Source organism: Aquirhabdus sp. (genome assembly GCF_046462495.1).
Classification (GTDB): domain Bacteria; phylum Pseudomonadota; class Gammaproteobacteria; order Pseudomonadales; family Moraxellaceae; genus Aquirhabdus.
This window is the reverse complement of the sequence record NZ_JBKGVE010000009.1, coordinates 262,794-287,051: the sequence shown is the minus strand read 5'-3', so window position 1 is coordinate 287,051 and position 24,258 is coordinate 262,794. Positions and strand designations below refer to the sequence as shown.

General features: G+C 43.4%; 17 protein-coding genes, 1 tRNA gene and 2 pseudogenes. 13 read left to right on the top strand and 7 right to left on the bottom strand.

The genetic code is table 11. The annotated features are described in order from the left end of the window. Window positions 1–128 (top strand): annotated as a pseudogene (locus tag ACLHG7_RS12030) (elongation factor Tu); the annotation flags it as partial. A 79-nt stretch (window positions 129–207) separates the two neighbouring features. On the opposite strand, the gene ACLHG7_RS12025 reads toward ACLHG7_RS12030, so the two are convergent. Both ACLHG7_RS12025 and nadB read right to left on the bottom strand, forming a co-directional pair. Beyond that, window positions 208–1,209: an LLM class flavin-dependent oxidoreductase gene (locus ACLHG7_RS12025; protein WP_410211244.1), complete on the bottom strand. Its 1,002-nt coding sequence runs from the start codon at window positions 1,207–1,209 to the stop codon at window positions 208–210. A 151-nt stretch (window positions 1,210–1,360) separates the two neighbouring features. Then, window positions 1,361–3,034 (bottom strand): L-aspartate oxidase, encoded by a 1,674-nt coding sequence (gene nadB / locus ACLHG7_RS12020; RefSeq protein ID WP_410211260.1) that lies wholly within the window; start codon window positions 3,032–3,034, stop codon window positions 1,361–1,363. A 506-nt stretch (window positions 3,035–3,540) separates the two neighbouring features. Between nadB and ACLHG7_RS12015 the strand changes: the two genes are divergently transcribed. The 5 genes from ACLHG7_RS12015 (at window position 3,541) to ACLHG7_RS11995 (ending at window position 10,141) form a co-directional block, all read left to right on the top strand. Further along, the gene (locus tag ACLHG7_RS12015) at window positions 3,541–4,893 is read left to right on the top strand and encodes a Do family serine endopeptidase (protein ID WP_410211259.1); all 1,353 of its coding nucleotides are present in this window, start codon (window positions 3,541–3,543) and stop codon (window positions 4,891–4,893) included. A gap of 231 nt (window positions 4,894–5,124) precedes the next feature. After that, the gene (locus ACLHG7_RS12010) at window positions 5,125–6,060 is read left to right on the top strand and encodes an AAA family ATPase (protein ID WP_410211258.1); all 936 of its coding nucleotides are present in this window, start codon (window positions 5,125–5,127) and stop codon (window positions 6,058–6,060) included. A 47-nt stretch (window positions 6,061–6,107) separates the two neighbouring features. After that, complete coding sequence (locus ACLHG7_RS12005; protein WP_410211243.1) at window positions 6,108–7,040, top strand: DUF808 domain-containing protein; 933 nt, start codon at window positions 6,108–6,110, stop codon at window positions 7,038–7,040. A gap of 108 nt (window positions 7,041–7,148) precedes the next feature. After that, window positions 7,149–8,093, top strand: coding sequence for a DUF58 domain-containing protein (locus ACLHG7_RS12000; protein ID WP_410211242.1), 945 nt, complete (start codon window positions 7,149–7,151; stop codon window positions 8,091–8,093). Beyond that, on the top strand, window positions 8,093–10,141 hold the full coding sequence (locus tag ACLHG7_RS11995) for a transglutaminaseTgpA domain-containing protein (RefSeq protein ID WP_410211241.1): 2,049 nt from the start codon (window positions 8,093–8,095) through the stop codon (window positions 10,139–10,141). Before ACLHG7_RS12000 ends, ACLHG7_RS11995 begins: the two co-directional genes overlap by 1 nt. Before the next feature lie 61 nt (window positions 10,142–10,202). Here ACLHG7_RS11995 and ACLHG7_RS11990 read toward each other — a convergent pair whose 3' ends face one another. Next, window positions 10,203–10,403 carry a hypothetical protein gene (locus tag ACLHG7_RS11990; protein WP_410211240.1) on the bottom strand — a complete coding sequence of 67 codons (201 nt, stop codon included), beginning with the start codon at window positions 10,401–10,403 and terminating at the stop codon, window positions 10,203–10,205. A 388-nt stretch (window positions 10,404–10,791) separates the two neighbouring features. Here ACLHG7_RS11990 and ACLHG7_RS11985 point away from each other — a divergent pair, with 388 nt between their 5' ends. After that, window positions 10,792–11,616, top strand: a complete 825-nt coding sequence (locus tag ACLHG7_RS11985) for a DHHA1 domain-containing protein (RefSeq protein ID WP_410211239.1) — start codon at window positions 10,792–10,794, stop codon at window positions 11,614–11,616. Between the two features lie 210 nt (window positions 11,617–11,826). Here the strand turns inward: ACLHG7_RS11985 and ACLHG7_RS11980 are convergent. The 3 genes from ACLHG7_RS11980 to ACLHG7_RS11970 all read right to left on the bottom strand — a co-directional run bounded on the left by ACLHG7_RS11980 (window position 11,827) and on the right by ACLHG7_RS11970 (window position 14,007). Then, window positions 11,827–11,903: transfer RNA gene (locus ACLHG7_RS11980), tRNA-Val, on the bottom strand. A gap of 221 nt (window positions 11,904–12,124) precedes the next feature. Further along, window positions 12,125–12,883, bottom strand: coding sequence for a hypothetical protein (locus ACLHG7_RS11975; RefSeq protein WP_410211238.1), 759 nt, complete (start codon window positions 12,881–12,883; stop codon window positions 12,125–12,127). Between the two features lie 470 nt (window positions 12,884–13,353). Further along, the gene (locus tag ACLHG7_RS11970) at window positions 13,354–14,007 is read right to left on the bottom strand and encodes a TetR/AcrR family transcriptional regulator (protein WP_410211237.1); all 654 of its coding nucleotides are present in this window, start codon (window positions 14,005–14,007) and stop codon (window positions 13,354–13,356) included. Between the two features lie 241 nt (window positions 14,008–14,248). Here ACLHG7_RS11970 and ACLHG7_RS11965 point away from each other — a divergent pair, with 241 nt between their 5' ends. From ACLHG7_RS11965 to ACLHG7_RS11945, 5 genes and pseudogenes are all read left to right on the top strand, one after another. Beyond that, the gene (locus ACLHG7_RS11965; RefSeq protein WP_410211236.1) at window positions 14,249–16,285 is read left to right on the top strand and encodes an FAD-dependent oxidoreductase; all 2,037 of its coding nucleotides are present in this window, start codon (window positions 14,249–14,251) and stop codon (window positions 16,283–16,285) included. Between the two features lie 34 nt (window positions 16,286–16,319). Further along, window positions 16,320–17,204 (top strand): M24 family metallopeptidase, encoded by an 885-nt coding sequence (locus ACLHG7_RS11960; protein WP_410211235.1) that lies wholly within the window; start codon window positions 16,320–16,322, stop codon window positions 17,202–17,204. Beyond that, entirely contained in the window at window positions 17,204–18,955 is a 1,752-nt protein-coding gene (locus ACLHG7_RS11955) for an SDR family oxidoreductase (protein WP_410211234.1), read from the top strand. Before ACLHG7_RS11960 ends, ACLHG7_RS11955 begins: the two co-directional genes overlap by 1 nt. Window positions 18,956–18,983: 28 nt before the next feature. Next, window positions 18,984–19,894 (top strand): annotated as a pseudogene (locus ACLHG7_RS11950) (metal-dependent hydrolase). A gap of 428 nt (window positions 19,895–20,322) precedes the next feature. Continuing rightward, window positions 20,323–20,715: a YbaY family lipoprotein gene (locus ACLHG7_RS11945; protein WP_410211233.1), complete on the top strand. Its 393-nt coding sequence runs from the start codon at window positions 20,323–20,325 to the stop codon at window positions 20,713–20,715. Between the two features lie 455 nt (window positions 20,716–21,170). Here ACLHG7_RS11945 and ACLHG7_RS11940 read toward each other — a convergent pair whose 3' ends face one another. After that, entirely contained in the window at window positions 21,171–21,491 is a 321-nt protein-coding gene (locus tag ACLHG7_RS11940; RefSeq protein ID WP_410211232.1) for a hypothetical protein, read from the bottom strand. Window positions 21,492–22,162: 671 nt separating this feature from the next. On the opposite strand from ACLHG7_RS11940, the gene mnmG reads away from it, so the two are divergent. Next, window positions 22,163–24,040 (top strand): tRNA uridine-5-carboxymethylaminomethyl(34) synthesis enzyme MnmG, encoded by a 1,878-nt coding sequence (gene mnmG / locus ACLHG7_RS11935; RefSeq protein ID WP_410211231.1) that lies wholly within the window; start codon window positions 22,163–22,165, stop codon window positions 24,038–24,040. Window positions 24,041–24,258 lie beyond the last annotated feature (218 nt).

The window sequence follows — 24,258 nt, the reverse complement described above, 5'->3', positions numbered from 1 at the left end:
CAGGTGACAACATCCAAATGACAGTTGAACTGATTCACCCAATCGCGATGGACCCAGGTCTACGTTTCGCGATCCGTGAAGGTGGTCGTACTGTTGGTGCGGGTGTAGTTGCTAACGTTCTTGCTTAATCTCTTGTAGATTGTAAGTTCAAAAAAAGACACCTTCGGGTGTCTTTTTTTATGTTTTAAGACTGCTAAAAAGATAACGTTAAGCGTGTTTTAACGCATTAACGATATCAAATGATCTTTTCCGCAATTCAAAGTCATAGATATCACTGACAAACATCAGTTCATCAGCTCCCGTTTCTTCAAGAAACTTTTCCAATTTGGCTTTGACCGTTAGAGGTCCGCCAATTACTGCTGCGGCTAGGAATGATTCAACCGAAATTTGTTCTTGATGCGAACTCCAAATTTGACCCATATTTTCAATTGGTGGCCTTAATCGTAAGCTTTTACCGCTGAAAAGTGCTTGGATGCGTTGTTTACTGGTTGTTGCGAGGAACTCGGCTTCTTGATCGGTTGGAGCGGCAATCAATGGCACGCCTAGAGATAAATACGGCTTACTTAACGTCTCTGATGGCGTAAAGTGAGATTTATAGATATGAATGGCCTCGTGCAACATGCGCGGCGCAAAGTGAGAAGCAAAGGCATAGGGTAATCCTAACTGTCCTGCAAGTTGTGCGCTAAAAAGACTAGAACCGAGCAACCATATCGGGACATTGCTATTGGCTCCTGGCGTAGCAATAAGTCGCTGATTAGGCTGAACAGGCGCGAGTAGGGCACGTAGTTCGTTCAATTGATTTGGGAAGTCATCTGCGTCCACTAACCCGCGTCGTAGGGCGCGCATCGTAATTTGATCTGCACCAGGTGCCCGGCCTATACCTAGATCGATCCGATCAGGATAGAGTGCAGCAAGCGTACCAAAGTTTTCAGCGACAATAAGAGGCGCATGATTAGGTAGCATGACACCACCAGAACCAACACGAATGGTTTTAGTTCCCCCTGCAATATGCCCAATGAGCACTGCGGTGGCAGAGCTGGCAATGCCATCCATATTGTGATGTTCTGCGAGCCAAAAACGCTTAAAGTTCAAAATTTCAAGGTGCTGTGCAAGATTGAGAGAGTTATCGATGGCTTGTTTGACTGTGCCGTGATCCTGAATCGGAACCAAGTCCAGCATAGAAAATGCTACATCTGCGAGAGTGCTCATAATACGCTTCGATTATTAATAATATAGTGAATGATACAATATTAATTAAAGAAAATAATGTGCTTTTGGGTAACAGAATGAGTGATTAAAAAACAGTCGGAACGCTCAGTAATTGGCATCTCATTTTGATACCAAATACTGAGCGTCAACTTTAGCCAGCAGTAAAATCAGGAGGGATAAGAATAGAGTCTTTGATCTCAGTCGAAAGCTCAGGATAGTCCAAGGTGTAATGCAAACCACGAGACTCTTTACGCTGTAATGCGCAGCGCACAATCATTTCACTGACTAATGCAAGGTTACGCAGTTCAATTAAATTTTTACTCATAATATAGCTAGAGTAGTACTCTTCAATCTCGTGCTTGAGCATTTGAATGCGATTCAGTGCACGCTCTAAACGTTTTGTCGTGCGTACGATACCAACGTAGTTCCACATGAAATGACGTAACTCTTCCCAGTTATGCAAAATGACAACGTCTTCATCAGGATTCTGTACACGGGAATCATCCCAGCGTGGCACTTCGACGAGATTTGGCTCCACGTCTTGCTCTAATAGTTTTTGGGTAATGTGGCGTGCTGCACTTGCGCCAAATACAAAACATTCCAACAATGAATTACTGGCCATACGATTTGCACCGTGCAGACCAGTGAAAGAGGTCTCGCCGATAGCGTAAAGACCGGAGATATCAGTTTCACTATTCAGATCCACCATCACTCCGCCACAGGTATAGTGAGCAGCAGGAACGACAGGAATTTGATCTTTAGTAATATTAATACCGAGTTCTAACAAACGCTCATAAAGCATTGGAAAGTGACCTTTAACAAAGTCAGCAGGACGATGGCTAATATCTAAGTACAAATGACGTGCACCTAGACGCTTCATCTCATAGTCAATTGCGCGTGCAACAATATCACGTGGTGCAAGCTCAGCACGCTCGTCAAACCGGGGCATAAAGCGTTCGCCATTCGGTAAGCGCAAATAAGCGCCTTCACCGCGCATTGCTTCAGTAATCAGGAAGGAGCGAGCTTCAGGATGGTATAAACAGGTTGGATGGAATTGATTAAACTCCATATTGGCAACCCGACATCCCGCACGCCATGCCATGGCAATGCCATCGCCGGTCGCGATATCTGGATTACTGGTATAAAGATAAGATTTACTGGCACCGCCGCAGGCTAATGCAATAAAACGGGTTTGAAAGCTTTTAACTTTATTGGTGGTCATGTCGAGAGCATAAAGACCAACCACATGATTTTTACCGCCCAAGCCAAGCTTGTCACTGGTAATGACGTCAACTGCAGCATGGTTTGTCAATATCGCCACATTGGTACGCTTCTTCACTTGGCGAATCAAGGTCGTTGAAATGGCTATACCGGTTGCATCTGCAGCATGAATGATTCGACGATGCGAATGTCCACCTTCTCGAGTGAGATGGAGTTGCTCTTCTTCATCCAAGGTGAAACGAACACCTTGTTTTAACAAGAAATCAACAGCCGCACGGCCGCCTTCAACAGTAAATGCTACCGCATCGCGATGGCATAATCCTGCGCCTGCGATCAATGTATCTTCAATATGATTTTCCGTTGAATCTGTTTCATCTAAAACCGCAGCAACGCCGCCTTGTGCGTAATAGGTGCTCGCTTCTGTGAGTGGCGCTTTTGCCATGACGGCAACGCGCAAATGACTCGGTAAAGAAAGTGCAAGCGTGAGCCCAGCTGCACCACTACCAACGATGATGACATCAAAATTGAGATCCGTTGATTGGTTGATGGATGCTGATGTATCCGCTGCAGGGGCTGAGTTAGCGGCATTATTGGTTTTAGTCATGCTCACGGACGACAATTACCTTTAAAATTCTAAAAGAAGAGCGCGAGTATCGAAGAATTAAGGCGTCTGTGCAAGGGGGGAAACGTTTGAGTCATTGCAATAATTGGTATTTTTTGTCAGTTGGGACACGTTTTTAGCAGATATCATGGGTCATGAGGCCATTATGCTGAGCCGAATCAGGCAAAGGTTAAAATGAGATTCGCGATGAATTTTGATCAAGTTTGGCGCTATTTTACATTTTGCATGTAGTGCATTGAAATTAATACCACAGGAAGCAACGATTGCTAACAGATAAACCAAAGCAGCTATGGTAAAAAACAAACTGCAATATCTTGTTTTTAACGTCATTTATTCAAGGGAATTTGCGGCAATGGACGCCCAAAGCGCATGTTTTCGATTGAAGGTCAGCTTAATATTTGGTTCAGTCAGGTGAGGAAGTAATGGAAAGTCAAGGTTCAAAAAAAATGGGGTATCGTTTATTTCAAGGACTTGTATTGTCGAGTGCCATGGGTGGTGTACTTTTACAAACAACGCAAGCAGCTGCGCCCATTGATTTCTCTGATTTGGTCGCGAATGTAGCACCCGCAGTCGTTAGAGTAACCGTCGCAAAAAAATTGACTCAAGAAGAGCAGATGCAGCAGCAGTTACCCGAGATGCTGAAGCGCTTTTTCGGCAATCAAATCGTAATCCCAAATCAACCTAAACCTCAAACAGAACAAAAATCCTATGGCAGTGCTTTTTTTATCAGCCCTGATGGATATTTATTGACGAACCGTCATGTGGTCGATGATGCAAAGAAAGTCACAATCACTTTGAGTGACCGTCGCGAAATCGATGCCGAAGTTGTTGGTAGTGATGAGCGCACTGACGTTGCCGTTTTAAAAGTGAAAGGCACGAATTTCCCATCCTTAAAAATTGGTAATTCTGATGCCCTTCGTGTTGGTGAGCCTGTCCTGGCAATTGGGTCACCTTTTGGATTTGATTATTCAGCATCTGCGGGTATTGTCAGTGCCACATCGCGCTCAATGACCGCCGATAGTGCCGTACCCTTTATCCAATCAGATGTTGCCTTAAATCCCGGTAACTCTGGAGGACCACTGTTTAACCAGAAAGGAGAGGTCGTCGGGATTAACTCACGAATTTTCAGTGGTACTGGCGGTTATATGGGGCTGTCATTTTCAATCCCAATTGATGTTGCCATTGATATTGCCGATCAGCTGAAAGGTGGTGGCAAGGTTTCTCGTGCATACTTAGGTGTCTATCCGCAAGATATTGATCGCAACCTTGCGGAGGTTTATCACCTTCCTAAACCAGAAGGTGCCTTAGTGACCAAAGTATCACCTAAATCTGCAGCAAGTGAAGCGGGAATTAAAGATGGTGATATTATCCTGACTTATAATAATCAACCAATTAGCCGAGCTTCTGATCTGGTGAATCGCATTAATCGTACCCGTCCAGGCGCAACTGTAGCGATAGGCATACAACGTGATGGTAGCCCATTGACCTTGAATGCAAAATTGAAAGCCGCAACAGAAGATGATGACTCTCCAGAAAAAGTCGCTAATGCGGCAAGCAGTGCTGGCTCTCTGGGTTTAAAAGTCCGCGAGATGAATGACAAGGAAAGAACGGATGCACCGGCTAAAGGTGTTGTTATTGATGCCATTGAGCCAGATAGCCTTGCTGATCGAGCACAGTTGCAACCGGGCGATGTAATCGTGCGTTTAAATAACCGCCCGACATCGAATCTCTCAGCCTTTATCGAAGCGCAGCGTGCACTCCCCAAACAAGGTGTAGTGGGTGTGTTAATTTTGCGTGGCAATTCTCCACGAATGCTAGGATTGCGAATCGACAAGCAATAACTTACATCAGAGATCCGAGCTCCCAGCAGTTCGAATCTTGGGTGAACTCTTAAGAAGGCACTCTACTTTGAAAAGTAGAGTGCCTTCTTTTATTTTTATGAACTTAGGGGATTGAATGGATATATGAAAGGCGTAGATTCAGTTAGACTACAGCCATACTATTCACGTAATCATAAGGATATCCACTTCGTGACAGTCGATCAATTTGTCCAAAAGCACCCGTCACCAGTTGTGGATCAAAGCATTCACACGCTCATTGAGCAAGCTAAACCATTGATAGAGTCAGTGCTCACCGCTTTGGGTCATATCATTCTAGATAAACCTGAACAAATTAAATTATCCCTGACCTGTTTGCTTGCTGGCGGGCATTTACTCCTACAAGATTTACCCGGTATGGGGAAAACAACGCTCGCTGAAAGCTTAGCACGAGGGCTGGGTTTGAATTACCGTCGCGTACAGTTCACAAGTGATATGCTTCCGACCGACATTCTGGGTTTCTCAATGTTTAATCCAGAAAAGCAGAGCTTTGAATTTCGCCCAGGCCCGATTTTTACTCAGGTTTTACTTGCAGACGAAATCAATCGTACGAGTCCAAAAACACAAAGCGCGCTACTTGAGGCAATGGAAGAGCGGCAAGTATCGCAAGATGGGCAGACAAGACCACTGCCAGAGCCTTTTTTTGTCATTGCAACACAAAATCCAATGCAGCAAGCGGGAACCTATCCATTACCCGAATCACAATTAGATCGTTTTTTGATGTGTTTGTCTTTAGGCTATCCATCTGAACAAGCAGAGCGCGATTTGCTCCTCGGTGTTGATCGAAGAAAACTACTTGCTCAGATGCAGCCTTTGTTAGAGCAGGGTACATTGATTAATTGGCAGCAAGCGGTATTACAGGTTCATGTCGCCACTCCCGTTTTAGATTATCTCCAGCGCTTAGTGCTGAAAACGCGTGAGTCACGGCAACATGTTGGACTATCGACGCGGGGCGTCCTTGCACTGAAGCGCGCGGCACAGGCCTATGCGTTTGTTGCTGGACGGAGTTATACGGTACCCGAAGATATTCAAGCTGTTTTTGTGGCTGTCGCAGATCATCGCTTGGGTGGCGTTGTTGCCGGAGTATCGACTGCGGGTCAGAGCTTGAAACAAGTCGCGGTAGTCGTTTAAAAAATAACTAAAATTTAAATAAATTGTAAACTTTATTAGGAAAGAACATGGCGGGCAGTAGTTTATTTGCATTAATTGATGATATTGCAACGATCTTAGATGATGTTGCTTTGATGACCAAAGTTGCCGCAAAAAAGACTGCTGGTGTCTTAGGGGATGATTTGGCTTTAAATGCTCAGCAAGTACACGGCATTCGAGCAGAGCGGGAGTTACCTGTCGTGTTTGCCGTTGCAAAGGGCTCAGCGCTTAATAAACTCATTCTCGTTCCGTTGGCACTCCTGATCAGTGCTATGTTACCAGTATTAATCACACCGCTCCTGATGATTGGCGGCCTGTATTTGTGCTTTGAAGGCGTAGAAAAGCTTGCCCATAAGTTTCTGCATGCTTCAAATCACTCCGAACAAGAAAAGGAAGCCTTGGTCGAAGCTTTTCTCGATAAAAATGTGGATATGGTTGCCTATGAAAAAGATAAGATCAAAGGTGCCATACGTACAGATTTTATCTTATCAGCAGAAATTATTGTGATTGCACTCGGTACGATGGCTGTTGGCGCAACGCTCTTGCAGCAAGCCTTAGTACTGTCACTGGTGGCTATAGTGATGACTATCGGGGTTTATGGCATTGTCGCTGGAATCGTTAAACTCGACGATCTTGGGTTTTATCTTGAGAAAAAGAAAAGTCAATCACTCCAAGCCGTAGGCCATGTCCTAATCGCTGCTGCACCCAAACTGATGAAATTCCTATCTGTCGCAGGAACCATCGCAATGTTTTTAGTGGGAGGGGGTATCCTCGTTCACGGTATGCATAGTCTTAATCTGCATGCCGTACCTACATGGATTGAACATGTTGGGCAGATCAGTGGGCCGATCAAAAGCATTGTCGAGGCTGGATTAAATGGTTTATTTGGGGTGATCGCAGGCGCTATTGTATTGATCATCGTGATGCTGATTCAAAAAGTACGAGGACATGCAACGCATTAGGTCCGAGGGCTCAAAATATAGCGAGAGGAACGTTAAAGTTGATGCACTTCACTATGTAGATGCATCAACCGAATTTAAATCGAATCAATTAAAATTTATGGATGATTCATGGCTGTTCAGGGATGGTTTCAACAAAAAACTCAAGCGTGGCAAAACAGACGTTTGCCCGCTATTCAGCAAATCAAACTGACTCAAAAGCAAATTTTTATCTTTTTAACCAAAGAGGGTGGTTTGCTAGCTCTCATGATGCTGGCTATCTTTATCGCGGGTGTCAATTATGCGAACAATCTGGTTCTAGGATTGTGCTTCTTTCTAGGTAGTACCGTAATTGTAACCATCTATTATACGTTCAATAACTTATCCGGTTTACTTCTTGAAGCTATCGATGCAACTGACAGTGAAGCAGGTGGGCATACAGAGTATCGTATTCGTTTGACCCCTCATGGTCGAAAGTTTCCTTATCAAATCCAACTGATTTGGGATGATCAGCATCAAATCATCGAACACTTGGATCGTCCTGTTTTATTAAGCTTCAAACTTTTAACACCTGATCGTGGACGTTTTTTACCATCACGACTGCGCGTAGAGACCGTCTATCCATTAGGGGTTTTAAGAGCATGGAGCTATGTCCGCTTTAATCTGATTGCATGGGTATCTCCTAAACCGATAGAAGGTATTCTGCATGGCGAAAGCGCGATGGCAACTGAAGAAGATGAAGCTGTTATCCGTGTAGCAGGATCCAGTGAGTTTGATGATCTCAGAGAATTTGTGCCCGGTGAATCACTATCTCGAGTTTCATGGACACACCTTGCACGTGGTCAAGGGACGTACACCAAACAATTCTCAGATGCACATAGTCGAGAGCAAATACTCGACTATAAGGATATGTACGGTGGTCATGAGCTACGATTATCAAAACTCGCATATTGGGTCAAAAAGATGACTGATGAACAGGTCACTTTTGAATTAAAGGTTCTTGGCCGCTCACTTCCACTTGGCCAAGGACTCTCTCACCAAGCCATGGCATTACGTTTGCTCGCGGAGATCCAGTGATGCGAATGACCGCTAAAGATAGTGTCATGCTTGTCCAACTACTTGTGGTTTTCCCACACTCAGAACATTTACCTTATTGGCTTTTGCTAATCGCTTTATTTTCTATTCTGATGCAACTGTCTTTCGTTCATCAGCGTCTTTTTACGCCGTCGCTGCGCATGCAGAAGATATTGCAAGGGATCGTTTTTTTGTCAGGATTGTTTGGAATATTTCAAACTTTTCATACGATACTTGGACTAGAAGCGGGCACTGCTTTTCTGATTATTTGCTTATTGGGTAAGCTATTTGAGGTAAATACGCGCCGTGATGTGTATGTTGTATTGACGTTAGGATTATTTGTTACTGCTGGGCTATTTTTATTTGATCAAGGACTAACGACAACCGTTTGGGTTGTATTGGCGACCTGCAGTATATTGTATGCCATGATGATGCAGAATATGGTCGTGAATGATTCACAACCCATTCAAGTTATTCGAACGGATGTCAACGGCATTAGTCCTTACCATGCGCTTAAAACTATTTTTTTTATAATAACCATTGCCGTGCCACTGATGGTTATCTTGTTCATTTTTTTCCCTAGAATATCTCCGATTTGGTCCATTCATCTGAGCCAAGATCAGGCGAAGACGGGGATGAGTGACAGCATGTCACCTGGTGATATTGCAAACTTAAGTCAATCCACTGAACTTGCATTTCGTGCGGTATTCCCTGAAGGCCTCATTCCTCCTAATGCAGAGCTTTATTGGCGTGGCCTAGTATTAGGCACGTTTGATGGAAGAACATGGCGTCCGACGCAAGATGCACGGTTGAAAGCGACCCAATGGGGAACTCAGTCCATTCCTCCATGGCTTGCTCACGGGGTGACTTTAAAGACCCGTGAACCAACAAAGTATTCAATTACTCTTGAGCCAACGCAACAGCCCTGGCTTTTTGCACTCAATTTTCCCATTGGAGAAAATTCTGATGTCGGCTTAACTCGTGAATATACGGTTCAAGCATCCGATGACATCAGACAAAGAACTACTTACAAACTGTTGCGCTTTAATACACAAACAATAGATGCAGACTTACCAGAATGGCTCGCACAAGATACTTTGCAGCTTCCTGAAAGTGGTAACCCACAAAGTCGTGCTTTTGCGCACAATTTATTTAAACAAGCAAAAGGTAATCCCGAACTCTATGCCAGTTATGTGACTGCTTGGATACGGCATGAGAATTTTGTTTATACATTACAGCCACCGCCACTGAATGGTGATCGAATAGATGAGTTTTTATTTAGAACCAGACGTGGTTTTTGTGAGCATTATTCCTCGGCATTTACTTTTCTAATGCGTGCGGCAGGCGTTCCTGCGCGCGTGGTAGTGGGTTATCAGGGAGGGCAGCTAGGTCGAGATGGGCATAGCCTAGAGATTCGCCAGATGGATGCCCATGCTTGGAGCGAAATATGGATTACGGGGCGAGGCTGGGTTCGTTATGACCCAACTGCAGCGATCGCTCCTGATCGTATTGAACGCGGTATGGGAGCGCTAACCTCACAAAACCCGACAATGTTCGGAGATGGAATTGCGGGGACGCTTCGCTATAACCAGTTTAAAATTTTTGGGCAGGCGCATGAGTGGGTGGACTATGCAAAATACTTATGGCAACGGGATGTCGTCGGTTTTGATCAAGCACGTCAGAACGATTTTTTGTTTAAATTTTTAGGCTTGCGTTCACAAGTGATGCAGGTCTTAGTGATGTTTATGATTTTTGCTTTGGTATTAGCCGTTGTCGTTCTCGTGCAATGGAGTCGCAAACGACCAAAATGGCATCCACTCGATATCCCCTTGATCAGATTATCGCGTCGTCTGGACAAGCATGGATTGGCTCGAAAAGACCATGAAGGCATGTTGCAATGGTTAAAGCGTGTTGAGCTTGCAGGATATGAACACCAAGCTAAAAAAATAGCTTCTATTTATCGTACCGCACGCTATAGCACAGATTTATTTTCTGAAAAAGAATCGATAAAAGAGATGATGATGATCGTCAGAAGCTGGCGTAAAGAGTAACGTCCGTGTGACTCTTTGATATTAGATTACTTAAAGCCATTATTAGATATGGCCTCTCAGTTTAGTGAGAAGGAAGCAAATTCATAATCCGCGTATTTCGGAATATGCCTAGATTCTGGCGTCGCCGGCGAATCTCAGATGCGGGTCTTTGTAGCATTTCTGCCAGAATTTCTAACGATAAATCTTGGTTGTCTTTCAGAAACTGATCCATGGATGAGTTCTGGTCTTTGGTTTCAGAGTCTGTTTGTATTGTTTTAGGCATCTGGTTGATCCTTAAGTTGGATGAGCTTTGATTAAAATACACTCAACACAAGCATAAACCATGCCTAGATTTTGGAAATTTGGGCGAGCGGTATGTTATGGATGACAAGCGTTATTTTTGCTAAATATTTTTAAGAAAAGTGGTAAATGTCATAGAGAAGATTGAGGTTCAGAGTGGGCAATATCGACTCTGACAAATGTCAACAAATAACAAATATTGTCACTTAAATGGTTTTATTTGGAACTTACTCTGGCTTTTCTATTCGCAATAAACGCAATAAAAAGCCATTCAACAATTTCAATGTGGTGTTTTTCGATTATTAAACCGCGTAGCGTATTCATCAAGCCCCCTTACAAGTACAATCCAAATCATATTTAGGGGAATTTAATTGAGCAAACCAATAGTCATTTACCACGGCAAATGTGCCGACGGCTTCACTGCTGCATGGGTGTTTTTTAAGAAGTTCGGAAATAGCGTTGATTTTCATCCGGGCGTATTTTCTGAAGCACCGCCGAATGTGACTGGTCGTGTCGTTTACCTTGTCGATTTTAGCTATAAGCGTGCGATTGTCGAGGCAATGATCAAAGTTGCTGGAAAGGTCGTGTTGATTGATCATCACAAGACTGCTCTTGAAGATTTGGCAGGTTTAGATGATCTAGAGTGGTTCACAGATAATAACCGCAGTGGGGCACAGTTGGCCTGGGATTATCTCTATCCATTAGAAGATTCGCCATTGTTGGTTAAATACGTTCAAGACCGTGATTTGTGGCAGTTCCGCTTAGATCACACACGTGAAATTACTTCTTATGTGTTTGCTTTCGATCAAACCTTTGAAAATTGGGATAAATTGGATCAGATCATTAGCGAAGACCTAAATGTAGCTATTCAGGCTGGTAATGCCATGGCGTTGAAGCAACGTAAGGATCTACGCGACATACTGGATCAAGTTACTCGCACAATGGAGATTGCTGGTTATCGTGTGCCTACGGCAAATGTTCCATTTACCTTTAGCAGTGACGCAGGTCACATCTTGTCTGAAGGTCATCCATTTGCCGCCTGCTATACCGATACAAAGGATCATCGTGCATTTAGCTTGCGATCAAATGATGCCGGTCTTGATGTAGCAGTGATTGCCGCTGAGTTTGGCGGCGGTGGTCATCGAAATGCAGCAGGGTTTAAGGTGCCACGGAATCATCCTTTAGCGATGCTCTAACTCATTAGATTAATGTAATTCAAGGGAAGACGGGTAAGGCTTCAAGGTGAGCATATAAAAGGATTCGAACCTTCGACCTCTTACACCGCATGTAAGCGATGCATTTTATAATTTTTTATTGAAAAAATAATTAATTCGCAGAAAATACCCCGAAAATAAAAAAAGCCACTTAGCGAATTAACACTAAGTGACTATTTTGTCTACCAAATTTGGTAGGCGTAACTGGACTCGAACCAGCGACCCCCACCATGTCAAGGTGGTGCTCTAACCAGCTGAGCTATACGCCTGTCGTGGTGCGAGATTTTAGGGAAAATATGCACCAGACGCAACCTAAAAAAGAACTAATTTCATAAATCTTTGGTCTTTATTGATCTTTTGCTTAATTTTCATTCCGACGAGTTTAATTTGTGAGCAATTAGTTTTGATTTTAGGTATCAATCACAAGTTTTATAGTTTGTAAGATGACCCACTGGAAGTAGATCTAACTATAAATTTTAATAATTATAGGTTAATCCTTTTCTTTTTCCTGCTCCTCTGCATCAATCGCTGCCCGAAGTTGCTCAACATTCACACGCAACATATTTGACACGAGCTCATCGGTTCGTGAATCTTTTAAAATACTTTCCGTGACTCGCAAAACAGCATTGATAACGCTTTCTACAATCTCATCATGATAAGGTAACCAGGATAAGCGCCCAGTTTGGGGATCAGATTTTAACTTTTCCAAGACCATTGCTCGCAATAGTCCTTCATCTTCGGCAAGAGCACGTGCAATATTATCGGTATATGTGCCCTTGACCAGAACATCTGTGACCCGATCCAGTACCGCAATTGTGACCAAGCCACTAATCGCGTTGACCACAGTATTTTTTAGACGATTCACTAAACGATAAGTGAAGCCCTCGCCCAGAATGCGATCGATCGCTCGGCCGAATCGCGCAAGGATTAGCAGTGCGCGCAGCCAAGGGTAAGGGTGCATCATAGAATTAGAAATAGGGATCATCCCTAAGATGGCATACCAATTACGACCGAGGTACTTAAGAGTCCAACCATCCTTAAACCAGCGCCAAAAAAACTCTGCTGCAAAGATTGAGCACACTGAATAATCAGTCAGTCTAATGATCATGAGTTCAAATTGGCTAACATGTGCGAAATTTTGCCAAATGAGTAGACCAAGTGAAATCATTGCAAGCAGGAATAATATCCAGTCTATAGCTCGGCCATTGATCAAAGGGGCTTTGGGCTCAGTACTTTGCGTTTCGATCATTATGTTTAATTTCCCTTGTCTAGATAAGATCCTAATGTCTGAAGTTTATACTGTTTTTTTTATTGAAGAATATAGTGATGATTTGCACTTGGAACATGAATAAAAACAAGTGTAATCTGTTTTAATATTAAAATATAAACCTAAAAGTTACACGAAGTCTCTGTAAAAATATAAAGGCGTGACAACTTACAAACGTGACTCAGGTATTGCAGAAGGAGTATAGGCGTAGACTATAAACATAGCGTCAATTTTGTCTCTATATTGAGGTTAAAGTTATGTCAACAATCCCAGGTGACAAACCACCGGTACCTACAACTATACCCAAACCACCCTCTAAAGCGGAGAACAGGCCCTTGCAAGGGGAGAGTAAGGACAAATTTGAATTCGTTAAGCCTATTGAAACTAAGCCAGAAATCCCTCTAGCTATTTAAACTGATAAAAATATAAACCTGTCTATACGGCAGGTTTTTTTAGCTTTTTCTGGCTAGCGACATCTGATTTTTAAAGATCGCACCGATCAAACCATCAATATCATCAGTCAGGCGTTTGAATTGACCATTTAAGATCAAAACGCTTAAACCATGCACTAAACTCCAAGCTTGAGAGGCAAAGACGATTACGCGTGGATCTTCCTGTTCAAGTTTGATAGCGGATGAGACAATTTCGATCAAATATTTATAGATTTGATCGGCGGCGGAATTTAGCTCGGAACTATGATTTCCAGCAGTAAAACGACCAAACATGAGTTGGAATAGCGCCGGGTTCTTAATCGCAAAATTAACATAAGCACGGCCAATATTCCTGAACTGTCGCTCGGGGTTTTGATCTTGTTTTGCTGCGATCAATTGTTCGTGCATTAGAATTTGACAGCCCTCTACAGCCAAAGCAACCATCAACGCATCTTTATTTTCAAAATGTCGATATGCCGCATTGGTCGATACACCAACTTCTCTAGCAAGCTCCCTCAAGCTGATTTCAGCATTTTCTCGACTCTCCAATAATTCAAGCCCTTTATCAATGAGCGAACGTCTTAGATTGCCATGATGATAATTATTCGCATAGTTTCTTGGGGTTGCTTGAGATTGAGGGGTTAGTTGCTCTAGTTCTGAAGTGCTGTTTGTCACCTTAAATTGTCCTTCACATTAATATTTCGCCGTAGCTCATACAACCATTATAACAGTTGCCTATTTTATCTATCGTAAACGCATACTCCCCATCGTTCAGATGGCGTAATTTTATATTGACAATATCGATTTTCTAATTTAATGTTGTCAGTGTACACATTAGCAAGCTCATTTAAAATAAATTTAAGCAAGCAATGTAAAAAGTGATACGTCGATGTCTTTTAAAGAGTGTAGATCACCCATGTCAATTCCAAAATTCCCCCATTTGCTCCAACCTCTCGATCTTGGATTTACCCAACTCAAAAACCGCGTTGTCATGGGGTCCATGCATACGGGCTTAGAGGATCGCTTTTATCAATATCCAAAACTTGCCGCTTATTTTGGTGAACGTGCCAAAGGGGGAGTGGGTTTGATGATTACAGGAGGGATTTCTCCGAATCGTCAAGGATGGTTATTACCTTTTGGTGGGAGCATGAATTCGCCAACAGATGCGCTGAATCATCGTTTAGTTACCCGTGCCGTGCATAAGCACGGTGGTAAAATTCTGATGCAGATTTTACATGCAGGCCGCTATGGCTATCAGCCTCTGGTTGTTTCCTCTAGCCCGATTAAATCTCCTATATCCATGTTTAAGCCGCGCGAGATGAGTGAACGCAACATTTTGTCGACAATTCAAGACTACGCAAATTGTGCCAGGATCGCAAAGCTCGCTGGATATGATGGTGTGGAGATCATGGGATCAGAAGGGTATTTAATTAATCAATTCTTAAGCCGCCATGTCAATCAGCGTACAGACCGCTGGGGCGGTGATATCGAAAATCGCATGCGTTTTGCTGTTGAAATCGTTAAAGCGATCAGAGCAAAAGTAGGCGCAAAATTCATCATCTGTTTCCGTCTGTCATTGATTGACTTTGTACATAACGGCAACACCATGAATGAGGTGATTCAGGTTGCCAAAGCACTTGAAAGTGCTGGGATTACATTGCTCAATAGTGGGATAGGTTGGCATGAAGCGCGCGTGCCGACCATCGTGACGTCAGTGCCCCGGGCCGCATTTGTAGATGTTACTGCTGAGGTACGTCAGCATATCCAGGTTCCAATTATTGCCAGCAACCGTATCAACATGCCTGATGTTGCGGAAGAGGTACTGGCTAGTGGCAAAGCAGATATGGTTCAAATGGCTCGTCCGTTTTTAGCTGACCCAGAATGGGTAAATAAAGCGGCAACAAATCGTGTCGATGAAATCAATACCTGTATTGCCTGCAATCAAGCTTGCCTCGACCATTCATTTGCAAACAAACGTGCATCATGTTTAGTCAATCCACAAGCGTGCTATGAAACTGAACTGCTCTATATCAAGACAAAGAAACCTCGGCGTGTCGCTGTGGTTGGTGGTGGTGTGGCAGGCATGTCAGCAGCAACCGTTGCTGCGAGCCGCGGACATCAGGTCACGTTATTTGAAGCTCAGGATGATATTGGTGGTCAATTTAACCTCGCCAAGGTCGTTCCTGGAAAAGAAGAGTTCCACGAGACAATTCGCTATTTCAAAAAAATGATCCATAAGACTGGAGTTGACCTCCGCTTGAATACGCAAGTCAGTCGTGAGCAGCTTGAACGCGAAGGTTATGACGACGTGATCGTAGCAACAGGCGTGGTACCGAGACCACTTAAATTAGAAGGTAGTGAGTTACCACAGGTTCTAAGCTATGCCGAAGTATTGAGAGGTGCGACTGTAGGTTCTCGCGTCGCTGTGATCGGTGCTGGTGGTATCGGTTTTGATGTGAGTGAGTTTCTCTTACGTCATCCAGAGACTCCTCAGCCTCAGCCATTGGCTGATTGGCAACAAGAGTGGGGAGTAGACCGTCATGCTAATTACGACAGTGAGGGAGGATTAGCACGTCCTCAGCTACACCCACCTTATCGTCAAATTTACTTGTTGCAAAGAAAGACCACGAGCGTTGGCGCAGGTCTAGGTAAAACATCCGGGTGGGTTCATCGTGCTGCAGTTAAAAAAGGTGGCGTAAAAATGATGCGTGGTGTCAGCTATGACCGTGTCAGCAACGAAGGCCTTTGGATTACCGTGGATGGGCAGCAACAGTTACTGCGTGTTGATACCATCGTTGTATGCGCAGGCCAGGAATCCGTAAGGGCGCTCTATCCAACTGAGGAAATTGTGACTCGTGCCAAATATCACATTATTGGTGGTGCTAAGCTGGCAGCTGAGCTTGATGCAAAACGGGCAATTCGTGATGGCGCTGAATTAGCGGCTTCATTGTAATTCGTTTTATATCCAATATGACTGGGAGAACATCATGTTAAAAAAAGCACCCGCAGTAAAAGGTTACTTACCTAGTGCAGAAGATCTTGAGCAGTTTAGAAAAGTCCAGCGATTAGCCTATGCTGCAGCGGAAGCTGTGGCCAAAGAGCTCAAACCGGGTATGACGGAGAAGCAAGCAGCTAAAATGCAGGAAGTTTGGTTACTTGATCATGGGGTTACAGACTGGTTTCACTCTCCATTTGCTTGGTTTGGCGATCGTACCGCTTTCCAAGGATTTAAAGTGGCACTTCAGTTTTTACCGACTAATCGTCGATTAGAAGAGAACATGCCGTTTATTTTGGATAATGCGCCTGTTATTAATGGCTATGTTGCCGACATTGGCTATGCAGGTGTACTAGGCGAAAACAAAATATTAGATCAAATTCTGGATGATTTGGCTGAGTATCGATCAATGATTTTAGAGTTGATCAAGCAGCGCCGTCCAATGAGTGAAGTCTCACGTGCAGTTGATCAACTCATTTTAAAACAAGGCTACGAACCACGTCATAAGGCATATCCATTTGAAACACTTGCGCATACTGTAGAGCCAATGCCATTACGGAAGAGCCAAAAGCCCAATACACTTTTCAAATTCGGCTTCCAAGCCCTTGAGTCTTTGGGACGACTTGCCTTGGTTGCAAGAGGTCAAGGTTGGTCGCCGATTTGGTCATCGAATGCGAGTTCCAACCATCCCCCAATTCCCGGGCTTTGGGCAGTTGAACCTCATCTGGGTTTTCGTGGCGTGGGAGCAAAGTTTGAGGAGCTACTGGTCATTACCGAAGATGATGCGTATTGGCTGGACGACGAATCCCCACACGTAAAACGCTGGAAAGAACGCGGTTTATGGCCAATTGAAAAAGCCAATATGGTAAATAAATAATGAATACGCAGACTTTAAAAATTAAAAGCAATGGGATAGAGCTATTTGTAGCAACGTATGGGGATAATCAAAAAACACCTATCGTATTAGTACATGGCTATCCTGATAATCATCTAGTATGGGAACCTGTCGCTTTACGTCTTGCACAAAATTATTTTGTGATTGCTTATGATGTACGCGGGGCTGGTCAGTCCGATATCCCTAAAAAACAATCCGACTATAAGATGGAGCTTTTGGCAGCGGATCTTGCAGCAGTGGTGGATACATTAATCCCAAATCGCTCATTCCATCTCGCTGCACATGACTGGGGCTCTATACAAAGTTGGGAATCTGTAACGACCGATCGCCTTAAATCCCGTATTTCTTCATATACCACGATCTCTGGTCCTTCATTAGATCATATGGGGCATTGGCTAAAAGAACGAACTTTAAATCTTTCACCTGCTGCGAAGGTTCAAGTATTTAAACAGGCGCTGAGTTCATGGTATATCGGTTTTTTCCATTTACCTGTACTTGCCCCTGTAAGCTGGAAGTTTGGATTTGGTAAATTGTGGCCGCATTATCTAGAGCATCGTGAAGGCGTCGTTGAGTCGACTCCAAGCCCTACGCAAGCTGAAGACGGTGTCCACGGTGTACAGCTCTACCGCGCAAACTTTCGTGACAAACTCATTAATCCAGAAGAACGCTTTACTGCATGTCCGGTACAGTTAATTGTACCAACTAAAGACAATTATGCGGGTATACAGCTATATGAAGATTTACACCAGTGGGTTGCAGAACTGTATCGACGAGATATCAATGCAAATCATTGGGTTCCACTAAGCCACCCTAATCTGATTGCACAATGGATCGGGGAGTTTGTAGGGGGCATTGAAAGTGGGCAGATGTCAGGCGCACTACAACGCTCTCGTGTGCATGCAAATCGGGCAAAACTTCCTCTGACAGGTCAACTGGCTGTAATTACAGGTGCAGGCTCAGGCATAGGTCGCGCAACTGCGCTGAAATTCGCCGAAGAAGGTGCTGACATTGTAGTCGTAGATATTAATTTGGAAGCAGCTGAACGTACCGCTACACTTTGTCGCTTGCTTGGTGCTGAATCATGGACACGTACAGTTGATGTGGGTTCAGCGACAGCGATGGAAAAGCTTGCGTATTGGGTGAAGACTGAGTTGGGTGGAGCAAACATCGTGATCAATAACGCCGGCATAGGCATGGCTGGCGGGATGTTGGATACGAGTATTTCTGACTGGGAAAAACTCCTGAATGTGAATCTTTGGGGAGTGATCCATGGATCACGTCTGTTTGCACAGCAGATGGTGGATGCACATCGTTCCGGACATATTATTAATATCGCCTCCGCGGCTGCTTTTGCTCCGAATCGAAAACTTGCTGCATATTCAACCAGTAAGGCTGCGGTCTACATGCTTACGGAGTGCTTGCGCGCTGAACTACGCGATAAGAAAATTGGTGTTACCGCGATTTGCCCTGGCTTTGTTGCAACCGGTATCGCAAACGCAACAATCTACACGGGATTGACTGAGGCAGAGCAGGCGAAGAAGCGTGCAAAAGCGGATGCAATGTATAAACGCCGTAATTTCTCCCCAGATGACGTAGCTGAGTCTGTATTTAAAGCAGTGCAAAATAATTCAGCCATTTCACTGGTGGGTGTTGAAGCATGGACAACGCGTTTGCTGAGTCGATTTGCACCCAGTGCGTCACGTTTGATTGCTCGTATTGATATCACTCGTTAATAACGAACATTAGCTGCAGGAGATCGTTATGAACAGCATCGTTCGCCATCAACTTAAAGCAAGGCGTGTGCAATTTGATTTTCAAAATACACCACTGCACTGGATTCCTAATGATCCTTTCGCCACTCATTTTTTGAATGTTGCGCACATTTTACTGCCTGCAGGTGAACTCTGGTTTTGTCGGACGTTTAATCAAGCTCTGCCTTATGTCACTGACCCACAATTGCGCGCTGATGTAGAGGGATTTATTCGTCAAGAAGCTGTACATTCGCGTTCACATGCCAAAGCACTGGAGTATTTTTCGAAATATGGCATTGAAACCGATGATTATATGGAAAGAGTTGATTGGTTATTTACACAGTTTTTGGGTGATGCGCCAGTTGGACTTAACTTTCTGCAAAGAAAGCTTTTATATAAACCATGGCTCGTGCTGCGCGTAGGCGTGATTGCTTGTATTGAGCATTTTACGGGGGGGTCGGGCAATGGTCAGTAGAAAATTCCAGTTTGGATGATGCCGATCCGGTTATGACTGATTTGTTTCGCTGGCATCTTGCAGAAGAGGTTGAACATCGTACGGTTGCGTATGACCTATTTGAGCACTTGTGTCAAAACCAATTCGGTTTTTTTATCAGTCGTCAAGCACTTATGGCAGTCGTTATTCCGGTTATTGTCAAAGTCGTAGCGGACAGCTTTCGTCATATTGCTAAACAAGATGAGAAAGCAAAGCAACTCAGTCAGCATTCATGGATTCGACTGCTGATGATGCTAGAGAATGCGGGTCGAGAAAATGATCATGTTCCAACAGTTCGTTTACTTATTCAATCAATCGTAAGGTGGACTTCACCTACCTTTCATCCTATTAATGAAGGTGATACCCAGCAAGCATTAGATCGTCTTGCTCAATCTCCTGCAGCGCAGGCCGCAGTGGGACGTAATTAGATTGCCATCTAACTGAAGGAACATCATATAAAAAGGTTATTTACTGGTAACCAGAGCACCTTTTTCTGATTCGATTTTTTCGATTAACTTTGGCGTGCTAATGAAATAATTACAGTTGCTACAAACACAGCCATCGATTCGATCTTTTCTTTCTCGATTTGGAACTGCCTTGAATTCATGTTTGCCACATTTGGGACATTGAATATCGCATCTATCCATGATAATCGCCACTATCGTTTAAATAATGAGCATTGTTTATAGCATATCTTCAAATGTTAAAACAGCCATGCCATGTAGCATCGACTGCGTGTTCGTGTATTAAAATGATTACGGATTCGTTTCCAGCTGACCTTATACAATGCAGTAGCGCTTAATAAACGGGTAGGCTAAGCTCTTTATTATGATTGTAAATTGTGTTCAGTAGTCTTATGAAATCATCTATTAAAACTTTAGTCGTGATCACAATGTTTACTGCGTTTGCAACGCAAGCATATGCAGAAAAAAACTGTAGATTGCAGGTGTCTGGTATAGTGCAGGGTCCTAAGTCAGTCAAAATCCCTGCTGGCTCAGTACTTGAACTTTCACTTTATGATGCAGGCATAGCCGATGCTCCAGCATCGATAACCACCGCAGCATCCATCAAACGATCAGTACGCGGAAAATTCCCAATCCGATTTAAAATAGAGTCCCAGCGTTGCATGCATATGCCTGCTGTATCTGCATCCATACGAAAAGATTCTCGCCTGCTCTTTATCAACGACACAACGATTACTGCTGAAAGCAGAAAGAAAGTATTATTGCCAGTGATTCTCGTCAAATGAATCCATTCAATCAAACGAAGAGACATCCAACAATGCCATGAGAGCCTTTTCAATTTGTTATTTTTTGATGCTTAAATGACCAATTTAAGAATTTTAATATATATTTATATGGCTGTAATTTTCTGATCTTTTATCTTAAGGAAAAGGGAAAATGTTAAAGCAAATATTATCGATTGTAATGTTGGTTGGGGTTATGGCTGCACCAATTGCTGCGCAGGCAGAAATTATTGACAGAACTACCATTCGACCAACCCATCATCATGTTCATAAGCATCATACTTATAAACATACTAAGCATCATTCTTATAAGCACCATCATCGAGCTAAGCATCATCATGCTTATAAAGGTAGCCACCATAGAACAACTAGCTTACCAGCTCGGCCAAACGACCGACCAAATATGTAGACCAAGTGCACAAGAAAAACCCGCAAATAATGCGGGTTTTTCTTGGAAATTAATTAAAGATTTTTGATGATAAAATTAAACATGGGACAACAAGATAGATAGCCAGAAAAATAAGCATGATAACTATTGCAACTAAACTCTTATTTTTACTTGGAATTTTTTGACCGATTTCAGTATGATCAACTATGCGAAGTGCTGAATAGATCGAAAAAAAGAACCCTAAAACTGGAAAAATAAAATCCTGGGTAATCAGTTGGATAGCTTTAGAACTGAATTGCTCACCACCGAAATATGCAAGTAACCCAACGATCAGAAAAACAAATAACCAATGAAACTTCATAAATTTGTTGGTAATCGGTTTGGTTGGCATAGGTCAATCTCCTGTAGTTAAAGTCAGTCTTAAGCTAGAAATATAGTCTGTTCATGGTCGCATACGTCGATCATCACTTCCTCATCCAAGCCTCCGGCTCATGAATCAAATGTCCGATGCATCCAAATACACTTAGAATATCTCTGTAAAGTAACGCAGAGTCTAAACCATCACAGATGGTATTATCACTTCAGTGTCTAATTTTGATATTATCAAAAATAATAAAATTAATAAAAACATTAGTTTATAATATTAATAATTAATCGTGCGTAAGTTTTGTACCTGCACGTGTTTCGCCTGAAAACTGTTAATAGTTTCCGCACAAGTTTAGTGCTTTGCCAGTGACTCCTGCAAGTTCAATACCAATTACCACCATACTTAGGTGAAAAATAAACTTAAAAGATCATAAGCCAATAGGAAGATGGCAAATAGAGAATAAGTCAATTAAGTTATATATTTACGCCTTAAGTATCCACTTTTAGCCGTGATCAACTTTGCTTTATAGTTTCAAATTATTAATTCTTAATTAAATTAACAACATAATAACGTTTTCATCGAAGACCAACACGGCTTTTTATGTTTTTGATATAATGCTTCAGATTATTGCCACAAATGGCTATTTTTCCTATTTCCGCTTTTTAAATACTGATTGAAAACCTGAGGTCACCATCATGCATTACCCAAAATCATACGATGTCATCGTCATTGGCGGTGGACACGCGGGTACTGAGGCTGCACTTGCCGCAGCACGGATGGGGCGTCAGACTCTACTGCTGACCCATAATATCGAAACATTGGGTCAAATGAGCTGTAATCCGGCTATTGGTGGAATAGGGAAATCACATCTGGTTCGAGAGATTGATGCCATGGGCGGCGCTATGGCACTTGCAACTGATCACGCTGGCATCCAGTTTCGAGTGCTAAATAGCCGTAAAGGTGCAGCAGTTCGTGCCACGCGCGCGCAGGCGGATCGTATTTTGTACAAGGCGGCGATTCGTTCAATGCTCGAAAATCAGCCGAACTTGGATATTTTCCAACAAGCTGCAGATGATCTCATTGTAGAAGGCGATACTGTAAAAGGTGTGGTTACTCAATCGGGAATTCGCTTTGATGCTCGGACTGTTGTCCTGACCAGCGGCACATTCTTGGGCGGTATTATCCATATTGGTATGCAACAATCCCGTGGCGGGCGTGCAGGGGACCCCCCTTCAATTGCGCTAGCAGATCGTTTACGTGAACTTAAATTACCTGTAGGGCGTTTAAAAACGGGAACGCCACCACGAATAGATGCAAAAAGTGTTGATTTTTCTGTGATGATTCCACAGCCCGGTGATACACCACTACCTGTGATGTCATTTATGGGTGATGTATCCATGCACCCACGCCAAGTCAATTGCTGGATGACACACACCAACCTTGAGACACACGATATTATCCGTAGTGGTTTGGATCGTTCGCCGATGTATACCGGTGTGATTGAAGGGGTAGGCCCACGTTATTGCCCATCAATTGAAGACAAGATTCATCGCTTTGCAGATAAAGATAGTCACCAGATTTTTATTGAGCCAGAAGGCTTAAATACGCACGAGCTATACCCTAATGGCATTTCAACCAGCTTACCGTTTGATATTCAACTGCGTCTGGTTCGCTCAATGAAAGGGCTCGAAAATGCTCATATTACGCGTCCGGGTTACGCAATCGAATACGATTACTTCAACCCGCAAAACTTGAAACCAACCCTTGAAACGAAGTCGATCCATAATTTGTATTTCGCTGGTCAAATTAACGGCACTACAGGATATGAGGAGGCGGGAGCTCAAGGTCTACTTGCGGGGCTCAATGCAGCACGCCGCGCAGTCGACGAAGAAAGCTGGACACCAAGTCGTGACCAAGCTTACTTAGGTGTTATGGTTGATGACCTCATCACTCATGGAACCAAAGAACCCTACCGCATGTTTACCAGCCGCGCCGAATATCGTCTCATGTTGCGTGAAGATAATGCTGATCAACGTCTGACTGAAGCGGGTCGTAAGCTTGGTTTGGTCAGTGATGAGCGCTGGGCAGCATACTGTAAAAAAGTTGAATCGATTGAACGTGAATCGGCACGATTGAAGGGGCTTTGGGCAACGCCAAATAACAAGTTAGGCATGGCTTTCATCGCGCAAACGGGCGAAGTCCTGAATCGTGAAAATAATGCTTATGATTTATTAAAGCGACCTGATGTCACATTTGCGCAAATTGCAGAATTAACAGGTTCTGATGTTGCCCCAATGGTTGGTGAACAAATCGAAATTGCAGTGAAATATTCAGGTTATATCGATCGTCAGCAAGATGATGTGGCACATCTAAAGCGTTACGAAGAAACAGCCTTGCCTGTTGATTTTGATTACGATGCGGTATCTGGGTTGTCACGAGAAATTACCATGAAACTCAAAGCTGTTCGTCCAGCCACACTCGCACAGGCTGGACGCATTCAGGGTGTAACCCCAGCAGCGGTACAATTACTGCTGATTATGATTAAACGTCAAGGCATCAAGCAAGCTGTTTGAGCATGATACGCTGACAAGAGTCATTTTGAAGAATGGCTCTTGTAGACTTTGTTCTAGCTCATCTCAGAAATATGCTAACGCCATAACAGACCGACGCATTCGACGCAGATACATTTACTTGATATTAAAAATTTTATTGTGAAAATCTTAATATTTTCTTTATCAAAATATTCGCATGCCTCACATCCTGCTATCATTCACCCCTAGATTTTTCAAAG